The 11,455-nt window shown below is 66.3% G+C and carries 13 protein-coding genes; 8 read left to right on the top strand and 5 right to left on the bottom strand.

All coding sequences use genetic code 11. The annotated features are described in order from the left end of the window. Positions 1–171 precede the first annotated feature (171 nt). Together IBX18_RS04475 and IBX18_RS04480 are read left to right on the top strand one after the other, a co-directional pair. A complete protein-coding gene (locus IBX18_RS04475) occupies positions 172–1,137 on the top strand; it encodes an alpha/beta fold hydrolase (RefSeq protein WP_194832428.1) in 966 nt (321 codons plus the stop codon). 257 nt (positions 1,138–1,394) lie between these two features. Further along, the gene (locus IBX18_RS04480) at positions 1,395–1,682 is read left to right on the top strand and encodes a hypothetical protein (protein WP_107653429.1); all 288 of its coding nucleotides are present in this window, start codon (positions 1,395–1,397) and stop codon (positions 1,680–1,682) included. 63 nt (positions 1,683–1,745) lie between these two features. Here the strand turns inward: IBX18_RS04480 and IBX18_RS04485 are convergent, their stop codons facing one another. After that, on the bottom strand, positions 1,746–2,972 hold the full coding sequence (locus IBX18_RS04485; protein WP_306796125.1) for an acetyl-CoA C-acyltransferase: 1,227 nt from the start codon (positions 2,970–2,972) through the stop codon (positions 1,746–1,748). Between the two features lie 531 nt (positions 2,973–3,503). On the opposite strand from IBX18_RS04485, the gene IBX18_RS04490 reads away from it, so the two are divergent. The 3 genes from IBX18_RS04490 to IBX18_RS04500 are packed head-to-tail and all read left to right on the top strand — an operon-like array spanning position 3,504 to position 7,057. Next, entirely contained in the window at positions 3,504–4,337 is an 834-nt protein-coding gene (locus IBX18_RS04490) for a hypothetical protein (RefSeq protein ID WP_194832429.1), read from the top strand. 30 nt (positions 4,338–4,367) lie between these two features. After that, positions 4,368–6,308 carry a fumarate reductase/succinate dehydrogenase flavoprotein subunit gene (locus tag IBX18_RS04495; protein ID WP_194832430.1) on the top strand — a complete coding sequence of 647 codons (1,941 nt, stop codon included), beginning with the start codon at positions 4,368–4,370 and terminating at the stop codon, positions 6,306–6,308. A 2-nt stretch (positions 6,309–6,310) separates the two neighbouring features. After that, positions 6,311–7,057, top strand: a complete 747-nt coding sequence (locus IBX18_RS04500) for a succinate dehydrogenase/fumarate reductase iron-sulfur subunit (protein ID WP_147132954.1) — start codon at positions 6,311–6,313, stop codon at positions 7,055–7,057. A gap of 49 nt (positions 7,058–7,106) precedes the next feature. Here the strand turns inward: IBX18_RS04500 and IBX18_RS04505 are convergent, their stop codons facing one another. From IBX18_RS04505 to IBX18_RS04520, 4 genes are all read right to left on the bottom strand, one after another. After that, on the bottom strand, positions 7,107–7,244 hold the full coding sequence (locus IBX18_RS04505; RefSeq protein WP_228540563.1) for a hypothetical protein: 138 nt from the start codon (positions 7,242–7,244) through the stop codon (positions 7,107–7,109). A 196-nt stretch (positions 7,245–7,440) separates the two neighbouring features. Continuing rightward, a complete protein-coding gene (locus tag IBX18_RS04510; RefSeq protein WP_107653433.1) occupies positions 7,441–7,668 on the bottom strand; it encodes a DUF397 domain-containing protein in 228 nt (75 codons plus the stop codon). A 95-nt stretch (positions 7,669–7,763) separates the two neighbouring features. After that, positions 7,764–7,967 carry a DUF397 domain-containing protein gene (locus IBX18_RS04515; protein ID WP_194832431.1) on the bottom strand — a complete coding sequence of 68 codons (204 nt, stop codon included), beginning with the start codon at positions 7,965–7,967 and terminating at the stop codon, positions 7,764–7,766. Next, positions 7,964–8,887 carry a helix-turn-helix transcriptional regulator gene (locus tag IBX18_RS04520; protein WP_306796127.1) on the bottom strand — a complete coding sequence of 308 codons (924 nt, stop codon included), beginning with the start codon at positions 8,885–8,887 and terminating at the stop codon, positions 7,964–7,966. The genes IBX18_RS04515 and IBX18_RS04520 overlap by 4 nt, the downstream gene beginning before the upstream one ends. 304 nt (positions 8,888–9,191) lie before the next feature. On the opposite strand from IBX18_RS04520, the gene IBX18_RS04525 reads away from it, so the two are divergent. From IBX18_RS04525 to IBX18_RS04535, 3 genes are all read left to right on the top strand, one after another. Then, a complete protein-coding gene (locus IBX18_RS04525) occupies positions 9,192–9,512 on the top strand; it encodes a hypothetical protein (RefSeq protein ID WP_194832432.1) in 321 nt (106 codons plus the stop codon). Further along, a complete protein-coding gene (locus IBX18_RS04530; protein WP_107653436.1) occupies positions 9,512–9,718 on the top strand; it encodes a hypothetical protein in 207 nt (68 codons plus the stop codon). The genes IBX18_RS04525 and IBX18_RS04530 overlap by 1 nt, the downstream gene beginning before the upstream one ends. A gap of 86 nt (positions 9,719–9,804) precedes the next feature. Further along, entirely contained in the window at positions 9,805–11,325 is a 1,521-nt protein-coding gene (locus IBX18_RS04535; RefSeq protein WP_194832433.1) for an alpha/beta hydrolase, read from the top strand. Positions 11,326–11,455: the final 130 nt, after the last annotated feature.

The raw sequence follows: 11,455 nt of genomic DNA on the forward strand, positions 1-11,455 counted from the left end.
GATTCCTAGATTGCCCGAGAGGGGAGCGGCGCCGGGCCGGTAACTACGTCCCCGGCGTCAGTTGGACAACTTGTCCATAACGCCAGGTATGACCTGCTAACGCAGCGGAAATGTATATCGACAACCGGGCAAGAACGCTCCGCGAGGATGCACCCTCCCCAGGAGGACGTCATGTCCATGATCATCGCCCGCAGCGCCGCTGGCTATGACGGTCACCGTGTCACGGTGTCGGCCGCCGACGGCGTTCCACTGTCGGTCCGCGTGTTCGGCACCGACACCGCACCTCTCACCGTGGTGTTCGCCCACGGCCACTGCTTACGCACCGAGTCGTGGCGCTTCCTGCGCGACCAACTGCTGAATCAGTGGGGGGCCGAGACCAGGATGGTGTTCTACGACCACCGCGGCCACGGCGAATCCGGGCAGGCCCACCCGTCGACGTACACCATCGACCAGCTCGGCCACGATCTCGACGCCGTACTGCGGACGGTCGCACCGACCGGACCGGTGATCCTGATCGGGCATTCGATGGGCGCGATGGTCGTGCTCGCCTACGCCCGGCTGTTCCCGGAGATGATCGGCACCCGCATCGTCGGCGTCGGCCTGATCGCGGGCGCTGCCAACGGCATCACCGAGGTCGGCCTCGGCCGGTTCCTCAAGCGGCGCGCGGTGAACTCGCTGCAGGTGGCCGTGGTTCGCGCGCCGCGCGTCATGCAGGGCTCGAAGCGGCTGTCCCGCCGGATCTTCGAGCCGATCATCCGGGCGGCGAATTCCGGCACCAGAAAGGTGAATCCGCGCATGGTCGCGGTCGCCACCGCCATGCTGAACGACACGCCACTGCTGACCATGTCCAGCTTCCTCGCCTCGCTGATCACCTTCGACGAGACCGCGACCCTGCACCGCCTCGGCGCCATCCCGGCGCTGGTGCTGGCGGGCACGGCGGACATCGTGGTGCCGTTCGCGCATTCGGTGGTGCTCGCCTCGCAGCTGGCCGGCTCGCAGCTGGTTCCGCTCGAAGGGGCGGGGCACAGCGTGATCTTCGAGCGGGCCGAGGAGGTCGCGCTGTCCATCGTCGGACTGGTCGATCAGGTCGTCGCCAGCCTGCGCGGGCAGGGACCGGAGTACGCCGTCGCCGGATGAGTGCCGAGCGGGCCGGGATCACCGAAATTGACCCACCGTCGGTTCACACGAAGCGCGATGCCGAAGGCTGAGCAACAATTGGGCGAACTGCCGAAGATTCGCAGCTGACGAGCCGGATCAAGAATCTTTCTGTACTGTGTTAAAGATCACGTTGTGTGGTGAGTCACACGGCTTGGTGCAGCGCGCTTCCAGGCAGCACACGGAAGTACCCGTTACCCACCGAGTTCGCATGTCTGCCCGGAACACAGGAGGTATCGATGACACGCAGCGAAATCGCGGAACTCCGCTACACGGTCGGCCAGCTCCGGCAATCCATCGGCGCACTGCGGGCCCACTACGGTGACGCCAACATGGTGCGGCGGCTGGAGAACGATCTCGAGCGGCTCGTCATCGACGCCGACGAGCTCGAGCAGTCGCCGCCGCCGGAGGTCCGCCGCCGCCCGCAGGACACCATCTACGTCCCGGACAGCAAGTCCGACGAGGCGGCCTGGATGGGCGCACAGGACGAGGGGCTGGGTTTCCACTCACGCCCGCGCACCGAGTAGCGCACGATCGAACACCTTCGCGGGCCCGCGCCGTGCCGGTGGGCCCGCGAAGTCATGTCGCGGTCAGGCCCGATGACGGCCGAACCGCCGAGCCGGCCGGGCACCGTGGAACCGGGCACCGCGCGGCGTCTCGGTGATCGGGGCGGCCGCCGCCGATTCGAACAGCGCGGCGATGCCGTGGTCGTGGCCGAGGGCGATCGCCTCCAGGCCGTAGGTGCCGCCCGTGCGGGCGAGTTCGTGCAGCATCGTGGTCATGATCCGCAAGCCGGTGGCGCCCACCGGGTGCCCCAGTGCGATGGCCGAACCGTTCACGTTCAGCCGATCCCGCGGATCGAAATCCCATTCCCGCGCCAGCGCAAGCACTTCCACCGCGAAACCCTCGTTGACCTCGACCAGATCGATCTCGTCGAGTCCGATCCCGGTGCGGCCGAGCACCTTGGCTACGGCGGGCGCGGCACCGAGCGTCGCCGTCGCCGAAGCACATCCGGCCGCGGCCCAGCCGGCCAGATACGCCATCGGCGTCAGGCCCAGCTCGTCCAGCCGCTCCTCGGCGACCACGAGACACGCCGACGCGCCGTGCCGGTGCGCGGTCATATTGCCCGCGGTCACCACACCATTGGCGAACAGCGGGCGCAACGCGGCCAAGGTATAGGTGGAGACGTCGTCGCGCACACCCTCGTCACGCAGGATCCGATGTCCCCCGGTGCCTTCGACATCCGCGGCGGACCAGCCCGGCTCGCCGGCCACGCCGACCGGAATCACCTCGGCGGCGAAAGTGCCCTGCCGCCAGGCACGCGCGGCCTTGCGATGGCTGGCCGCCGCGAACTCGTCGGCCTCGGCCCGGCTGATGCCGTAGTGGCGGGCCAGCTCCTCGGCATTGCGCAGATCGGCGACCCGCGCCGAATCCCCCTGGCGGACAGTGCTATCCGCGGCGCACTCGACACCGCCCGCCACCACCACATCGGCGGCGCCGGTCTGCACCATCATGGCCGCGGTGATCACCGCCTGCAGGCCGCTGCCGCAGCGGCGATCGGTAAGGAACCCTGGCACGGCGAACGGTAGCCCGGCGCCGTGCGCGGCCAGCCTGCTCAACTCCGGACCGTTGGCCAGACCCCCGTCGACACAGGCCATCGCGACATCCTCGATGCGCATCGGGTCGACCCCGGAGCGCTCGATCACCGCGGACAGCACCGTCGAGGCCAGCCACTCCGGCGGCATTCCCGACAGCGCACCCCCTTCGACCCCGCTGGGCGTACGGACCGGCGCGACGATCGCGGCTCTTCGCATCATGGTCTTCCTTCCCCCGGCCTGGCGCCATGTCCGATCAGCGGCGCTCGGCAGGCCGATGGTCGTGCAAGCTGCCGCCACCGGTCCCGGCGTTGCGCGACGCGGACATCGGCGCACGTCAGCGGGCACATCTCGGAAAAAGAGGACCACAGATATGTTGCCGCCGTGTGACGCTGGGCGCGTCGGCATTTCGACCCTAGGTTTCCTTTACGCGCACCTGTGTCGAATCGTGTTCTGTTTTAGTCGAGTTCGAAGAGTTTGCGGTCCGTTCACCGCCGGACACTATCTGTTGAAGCGACATCGAATGTGGCGCAAATCACGGGCATCCCGGCGGGTCTGGAATGCCGGGACCCCGCTCGAGCGATAGCCAGGGTGTCGTATGGTGCTGGGCATCACATTCGATTGCGGAGGTAACGATGACCACCCGCACAGCAGATCAGCGAGGCATCCACCAGTGAGTGAGCGCAGCGATCGAACCAAAAACACAGCGCCCTCGGCATTCACGACGGTGCTGAGCGTCAGCGAGGCACGGTCGTGAATGCCGCACCGACCACCACCACCTCGGAAACGGGGACCGGCGTCTTCAGCAGGACCAGGGCTCGAATCTCCGAACGCACGCTACGTACCGATCGCTGGTGGATTCCGCCGGCGATCACGGTGCTCGGCCTCGCCGCGTTCGTCATCTACGCGACGGTCAGATCCTATGCGCGCGACCACTATTGGGTCGCCGACTACCACTATCTGACGCCGTTCTACTCACCGTGCCTCAGCACCGCGTGCGTCGAGGGCTCCAGCCACTTCGGCACGCCGTTCGGCGATCTGCCCGCGATCCTGCCGCTGGGCTTCGTGGTGCTGCCGTTCCTGCTCGGTTTCCGGCTGACCTGCTACTACTACCGCAAGGCCTATTACCGCGCGGTGTGGTTCTCCCCGCCCGCCTGCGCGGTCGCCGAGCCGCACGCCAAGTACACCGGCGAGACCAAGCTGCCGCTGATCATCCAGAACGCGCACCGCTACTTCTTCTATGTGGCCGTGCTGGTTTCGGTGATCAATACCTACGACGCGGCCGTGGCCTTCCACGGTCCGGACGGCGGCTTCGGCTTCGGTCTCGGCAACATCGTCCTGTGGGTCAACGTGATCCTGCTGTGGGCATACACGCTGTCCTGCCATTCCTGCCGGCATATCGCGGGCGGCCGGCTCAAGCACTTCTCCGCCCATCCGGTGCGCTACTGGTTCTGGACCCAGGTCTCGAAGTTGAACACCCGGCACATGGCACTGGCCTGGACCACCCTCGGCACCCTGGTGCTGACCGACTTCTACGTCATGTTGGTTGCCAGCGAGAAGATTTCGGACTTGCGGTTCATCAACTGACCCGCCCCAACCCCAGGAGTATTCGCGGCCATGCCAGAAGTGGAACGGCACAAGTACGACGTCGTCGTCATCGGGGCCGGTGGCGCAGGATTGCGCGCGGTGATCGAGGCCAGAGAACACGGCCATTCCGTCGCGGTGGTGTGCAAATCCTTGTTCGGCAAGGCGCACACCGTGATGGCCGAAGGCGGCTGCGCCGCGTCGATGGGCAATGCCAACGAAAAGGACAACTGGCAAACGCATTTCAAGGACACCATGCGTGGTGGCAAGTTCCTCAACAACTGGCGCATGGCCGAACTGCATGCCCAGGAGGCACCCGACCGGGTGTGGGAACTGGAAACCTATGGGGCACTGTTCGATCGGACCGCGGACGGCCGGATCAGCCAGCGCAACTTCGGTGGCCACACCTACCCGCGGCTCGCGCACGTCGGTGACCGCACCGGCTTGGAAATCATCCGCACCATGCAGCAGAAAATCGTCTCGCTGCAGCAGGAGGATTTCGCGGCGACCGGCGACTACGAGGCGCGCATCAAGGTCTTCTCCGAATGCACCATCACCGAACTGCTCAAGGACGGCGACCGGATTTCCGGCGCGTTCGGCTATTGGCGCGAGTCCGGCCGATTCGTGCTTTTCGAAACTCCCGCAGTGGTTCTCGCGACCGGCGGCATCGGCAAGTCGTACAAGGTGACCTCGAATTCGTGGGAGTACACCGGCGACGGCCACGCGCTCGCGCTGCGGGCCGGCGCGACGCTGATCAACATGGAGTTCTTGCAGTTCCACCCGACCGGCATGGTCTGGCCGCCCAGCGTCAAGGGCATCCTGGTCACCGAGGGGGTGCGCGGTGACGGTGGCGTGCTGAAGAACACCGAGGGCAAGCGGTTCATGTTCGACTACATCCCGCCGGTCTTCAAGGGGCAGTATGCCGAGACCGAGGAGGAGGCCGATCAGTGGTTGCGCGACAACGATTCCGCCCGCCGAACCCCTGACCTGCTGCCACGGGACGAGGTCGCGCGCGCGATCAACGAGGAGGTCAAGGCCGGTCGCGGCACGCCGCACGGCGGGGTCTACCTCGATATCGCCTCGCGTATGCCCGCCGAGGAGATCAAGCGCCGTCTGCCGTCCATGCACCATCAGTTCAAAGAGCTTGCCGACGTGGACATTACGGCGGAGCCGATGGAGGTGGGCCCGACCTGTCACTACGTGATGGGCGGCATCGAGGTCGATCCCGACACCGGGGCGGCGACGGTGCCCGGATTGTTCGCCGCGGGTGAGTGTTCCGGCGGTATGCACGGCTCCAACCGGCTCGGCGGCAACTCGCTGTCGGACCTGCTGGTCTTCGGCCGCCGGGCCGGGCTCGGCGCCGCCGCGTATGTCGAGCAGCTCGCGCAGCGGCCCTCGATCACCGACGCCGACATCACCGCGGCCGCGAAAGTCGCGCTGGCGCCGTTCGATCCGCCTTCCGACGGCCGGGGTGAGAACCCGTACACCCTGCACACCGATCTGCAGCAGACGATGAACGACCTGGTCGGCATCATCCGCAAGGAGCACGAGGTGCGCGAGGCGCTCAGCAAGCTCGACGAGCTGCGGGCCCGGTTCAAGCAGGTCACCGTCGAGGGGCACCGGCAGTTCAACCCGGGCTGGCATCTCGCGCTCGACCTGGAGAACATGCTGCTGGTCAGCGAGTGCGTCGCGAAGGCGGCGTTGCTGCGCACCGAGAGTCGCGGCGGGCACACGCGCGACGATCATCCGTCGATGGATCCCGACTGGCGGCACAAGCTGCTGGTGTGTGCGGTGGATCCGAGCACGGCGGGGGAGACCATCCCGGACGTCACTGTGACGCCCAAGGAGCAGACCCCGATGCGACCGGAACTGCTCGCCCTTTTCGAACTCGGCGAGCTCGAAAAGTACTACACCCCCGACGAAATCGCCGGGCATCCGGCGGCGGCCGGGAAATCGACAGAGCGAGAGGCGTAGCGATGGGTTACGACGCCAAATTCCGCGTATGGCGCGGCGACCTCGACGGCGGTGAGTTGCACGATTTCACCGTGACGGTGAACGAGGGCGAGGTGGTGCTCGACATCATCCACCGGCTGCAGGCCACCCAGGCGCCCGATCTGGCGGTGCGCTGGAACTGCAAGGCGGGCAAGTGTGGTTCGTGCTCGGCGGAGATCAACGGGCGACCGCGCCTGCTCTGCATGACGCGGATGTCCACCTTCACCGAGGCCGAGGTCATCACGGTGACCCCGATGCGTACCTTCCCGGTGATCAAGGATCTGGTCACCGACGTGTCCTTCAACTACCAGAAGGCCCGGGAGATACCGTCGTTCACGCCGCCTGCGGATCTCAAGCCGGGTGACTACCGGATGAAGCAGGTCGACGTCGAGCGCTCACAGGAGTTCCGCAAGTGCATCGAGTGCTTCCTGTGCCAGGACACCTGTCACGTGGTGCGTGACCACGAGGAGAACAAGACCTCGTTCGCCGGGCCGCGGTTCCTGATGCGGATCGCGGAATTGGAGATGCACCCGCTGGATGTCGGTGACCGGCGGGGCTTGGCGCAGGACGAGCAGGGGCTCGGCCTCTGCAATATCACCAAGTGCTGCACCGAGGTCTGCCCGGAGCACATCAAGATCACCGACAATGCGTTGATCCCGATGAAGGAACGCGTGGCGGATCAGAAATACGATCCGCTGGTGTGGTTGGGCAACAAGCTGTTTCGTCGTTGACGAGGTGCCCGTCGGCCGGAATCATCCTCGGCCGGCGGGCACACCTGCCTCACAGCATGGCCACGACACCGACGGCGACAACTCCCACGAGTACGCCGATGAACAGCGATGACATCAGTGAGCCGGTGAGGATGAACAGACCGATCGACGTCACTGCGAACAGCAACGCGACGATCAACCATTCCACCCAGTCCCCAGGTCGCAATTTCTTGTACCGGGAGTGGGAACCTTTCAGCCCACGATCCACAAAAGATTAACTACCCGAAAAATTCCTTGGCGAAACCCGTTTTGTTGCCCGATTTGCGCCATTTTGTGATCTTGCTGAACCACCTGGTACCGCAATGAAGCCCGGCGCGCGTTCGAACGCGGCCGGGCTCCGCTGGCTACGCGCCGGGTCGGTCGAACTCGCCGTCGTGCACGCCCGCGGTGAACGCGGCCCACTCGCTCGGGGTGAAGACCAGAACGGGGCCGTCCGGGTTCTTGCCGTCACGTAGGCCTACGTGACCGTCTGCCAGCATGGCTACCTCGACGCTGTCGTTGCCCGCGCCCGCACCGGCCTTACGCCAGGTCGCGCCGTCCAGATCGACATTCGCGCCGTTATTGACACTCATGACTCCGCCTCACTGCCCCTGCGGCTGCGTCGAAAGCAGCCCGTTGTCCATGGATTCGTGCACGCACGGTCGAACTCCGCAACTACCGAACACCTTCACGCACGCGCGAATTCGCCGTCCGCCACACCGGCCGTGAACGAATCCCATTCCGTGGGAGTGAAAACCAGGGCCGGGCCGCCGGGATTCTTGCTGTCGCGCACACCGACATGTCCGCCGCCGAGGAAGGCGACTTCCACACAATCCTTGCTGCCGCTGCGGGCGCTGGTAAACCACTGCGCCCCAATAAGATCGATACTCATGCCGCAAACTCCTTCGCTATCTGCCGAAGCAGATGTCTACTCGTTTGGATATCCAGCGCGGCGCGCTGGAGGCACTCGTGTGCCCGATGGTACCGCTGCACATCGACCGGTCTTTCCAAGTAGAGATCTCCGGTGAAACCCTCCACATACACCACCGGTGGTTCTACCGGTTGCCCTTTGCTATCGGTACCGAACTCCAGAACAGTGAACGGTCCCGTTGAATCCCCGAGCGGAATACCGGCCGCGAACGGCAGAATACGCACCGCAACATTGTCATTGGTACTCAAATCCGCAAGATGTCTTAGCTGCGCCGCCATCACTTTCGCGCCACCGACCACCCGGCGCAGCACCGACTCGTGCAACACCACGGCAACTGTCGCGGGTGAGGCCTTCCTGGTGATCAAGGCCTGCCGCTGCAACCGGAGCTGTACCCGGCGTTCGAGCTCGGCCTCGGAATCGTCCGGATAGCCGAGACGATGCAGGGCCCTGGCGTAGTCCGCGGTCTGCAGGAGACCGAGGATCAGTTCGGACTGGTAAGAACTGAGTTGCTGGGCCGAAGCTTCCAAGCCGACATAGACATCGAAGTTCTCCGGGATCAGGTCGCCGTAGGCGTGCCACCAGCTCTTGACCGCAGCCTGCTGGGCCAGGCCCTTGAGGCCGTCGGCGAGCTCGTCGGGGATGCCGTAGATGCGGCACAGTTCCTGAATGTCGATGGTGCGGATGCGGTCGGCCTGGCCTTTCTCCAGGCGTTGCAAAGTGCTTGCGCCCCACTCCATCAGCCGCGAAGCCTCGGCGATGGTCAGGCCGGCCTGGGTGCGCCAGTCGCGTAGATACCTGCCTAGCTGCCTGCGCGGTAGGGTGGAGGAGGCGCTCTCGGTACGCTCCGAACTCGCTGACAGTCTTGCCGAACTCGCTGACACAGCACGCTCCGTTCTGTGTTCGGCTGCTCACCCGTGATTTTGCGGGGGCAACCAGCAAGCTCGGTCCCCCGTCACTTCGCTTGGGCAGCGGGCGCTTTCGTCCACTATGGAGAATCCTCCCCTCCCGGCTGGTTTTCGTGCTGGGAATTCGCGCGAAATCTTTGGATATCCATCGCGGGCGTTGTTTCGCGCCCCCGTCAATGGTGTGCTGGAAGTATGCCCGGAGGGATCGAACGCCATCCTCGGCGTCCCGCCGCGAAACCTCCGGGCACTCAGCAGGAGTCGCCCGCAGGAACGAGGAGTCATGGCTGTACATGTCATTGCGTCGTCCTTGATGACCAGCGATCTCACCGCGCATCGCGCGCGCAGCGTCGGACACGGGAGCTGGGTGGTTTCCTACCTGCCCGGCCGCACCCTGACGTGTGCGCAAGCCGTTGCCGCGCTGCGGGTTGCCGAGGTGGTGCCGACCCTGCTCGATCTGGTCGGCGAACTCGCCGACGAGGTCGGGTTGACCGCGCTGGAGGCGGTCGGCATGGCCGTGCGGCAATCCTCCTGGCCGGACGACCGGCCGGCGCCCACCCGACATCGATGGACCGCAGGCGCGCACGGGGCGGGTGTCTCCTGATGCAGTTGACCAACCTGAACATGCATGTGGCGGCCCTGCTGGCCTGCGGCGCCGACCCGGGCATCATGACCGTCGAACAAGCCCATGCCGCAATGCAATTGCACCTCGATTGCACGGTCGACCGGTGCCGGGTGCGGCGGCGCGCCCGCACGACGCTGGTCGAGGCGGGCAAATGCGTACTCGACGAGCGCGCGCTGCCGTCCTGAGGAAACGCCACGCCCACCGGAGCCGGGCCCGATCCGTTACCGTTCTCTGCGCGGCGAGGATTGTGATCGTGTGAGAGGCGAGTCTGGTGTTGGTGCGGTTGTTCCGGCGTTCGGTGGCGGTGGTGGCGGTGTCGGTGCTCGCCGCGGTGCCGGTCAACAGCAATGCCGCGCCCGGGGGTGACGCGCAGCCGGTCGGCCTGGAACGGTTCTATCGTCAGCAGCTGCAATGGCACCCGTGCGAGCTCGAGAATCTGGACAAGGCGGGCGGGCAGTGCGCCGACGTGCTGGTGCCGCTCGACTACGGACGGCTGGACGGCCGGACGATGACCGTGGCGATCTCCCGGGTCCCGGCCACGGATCCGGCTCGGCGGGAAGGGATCCTGCTGGCCAACCCGGGCGGGCCCGGCGGCGAGGGACTGGACAGTATTGATCTGCTCGGTGACGTACTGACGCCGGACGTCCTGGCGACGCACGACCTGGTCGGGATGGACCCGCGCGGGGTCGGCGAGTCGGGGCGGAGTCCGCGCTGCGGCTGGCCGGTCGGCGAGATGATCCGCTCGGCGGGTCTGGATCCGCTCGGCTTCGTGCACGACACGGTGCAGTCGGCGGGCATGGCCGCGGGTTGTCTGATCCACGACCCGGAGAAGATGCGGCAGTTCACCACCCGCAATACCGCCCGGGATATCGACATCGTGCGCGGCGTGCTGGGCGAGCAGACGGTCGACTACTTCGGATTGTCGTACGGCACCTATCTCGGTGCGGTGTTCACCCAGATGTTCCCGGAGCGCAGCGGGCGGATCGTGCTGGACAGCGCGATCGACCCGGACCGGTATTGGGAAGGGCTGGTGCAGGATTGGGGACCGGCGGACGAGCTCGCCCTCGACGACTGGGCCACCTGGGCCGCGACCCAGGACGACACCTATCACTTCGGCGCGACGCCGCAGCAGGTGCGCGGCGCGGTCGAGGGGCTGGTTCGGACCGTGGCGCGGCAACCGATCGTCGTCGACGGCTTCGCGGTCGATGATCACTGGCTGCCGTTCGTCCTGCACGGGATGCTGATGAACTTTCGGCTGAACGCGGCGCTGGCCGACACCCTGCGGGAACTCGCCGATGCCGCGGGCGGACCGCCGACGACGGCGAAATCGCCTCGGCTGAAGGCGATTGTCACCGCGTTGCGGGACGGCGAGAATTCGACGTTGGCGCAGATCGCCTGCGGTGACGCCGGGGCGCCCCGTGACCCGGGCTGGTACTGGCGCAATATCGAACAGACCAGGGCCGGTCAGCCGGTGTTCGGGGCGATGGCCAGCAATATTCAACCGTGCGCGTTCTGGCCGGGACCGGTGGAGCCCGCGACCGTCGTGCGCAACGCGGTGCCCGCGCTCATCGTGAACTCCACCGGCGATCCGCGCACTCCGTACGCGCATGCCGTCCAGTTGCACCAGGACTTGGCCGGGTCGCGGTTGGTCACCCTGCAGGATGTGCGCATTCACATGACTTTTCGGCCGAAGCTGAGTACCTGTGTGAACGACGCGATCAACACCTACTTCGGCACGGGCACGCTGCCCGCCGAGGACACGACCTGCTACGCCGACGCGGCACCCCAGTAGCCAGTCGGCGCGCCACAGTCGGACCACGGCATCGGGCCCAGCCGAGATCCTCCGTGCGGTGCCCCGAGACGGAGCAAGCCGACCCGGGCCGAGGACCGGGCGGCCTGCGCCGTCGTCATCCCAGGCGCGT

The sequence above is a fragment of the Nocardia sp. XZ_19_369 genome (assembly GCF_015355715.1).
Taxonomy (GTDB): domain Bacteria; phylum Actinomycetota; class Actinomycetes; order Mycobacteriales; family Mycobacteriaceae; genus Nocardia.

What these genes read in the sequence shown, in the direction of transcription:
- IBX18_RS04475 (WP_194832428.1), top strand. Translation starts at nt 172, where the DNA reads ATGTCCATGATCATCGCCCGCAGCGCCGCTGGCTATGACGGTCACCGT.
- IBX18_RS04480 (WP_107653429.1), top strand. Translation starts at nt 1,395, where the DNA reads ATGACACGCAGCGAAATCGCGGAACTCCGCTACACGGTCGGCCAGCTC.
- IBX18_RS04485 (WP_306796125.1), bottom strand. Translation starts at nt 2,972, where the DNA reads ATGATGCGAAGAGCCGCGATCGTCGCGCCGGTCCGTACGCCCAGCGGG.
- IBX18_RS04495 (WP_194832430.1), top strand. Translation starts at nt 4,368, where the DNA reads ATGCCAGAAGTGGAACGGCACAAGTACGACGTCGTCGTCATCGGGGCC.
- IBX18_RS04500 (WP_147132954.1), top strand. Translation starts at nt 6,311, where the DNA reads ATGGGTTACGACGCCAAATTCCGCGTATGGCGCGGCGACCTCGACGGC.
- IBX18_RS04510 (WP_107653433.1), bottom strand. Translation starts at nt 7,668, where the DNA reads ATGAGTGTCAATAACGGCGCGAATGTCGATCTGGACGGCGCGACCTGG.
- IBX18_RS04515 (WP_194832431.1), bottom strand. Translation starts at nt 7,967, where the DNA reads ATGAGTATCGATCTTATTGGGGCGCAGTGGTTTACCAGCGCCCGCAGC.
- IBX18_RS04525 (WP_194832432.1), top strand. Translation starts at nt 9,192, where the DNA reads ATGGCTGTACATGTCATTGCGTCGTCCTTGATGACCAGCGATCTCACC.
- IBX18_RS04530 (WP_107653436.1), top strand. Translation starts at nt 9,512, where the DNA reads ATGCAGTTGACCAACCTGAACATGCATGTGGCGGCCCTGCTGGCCTGC.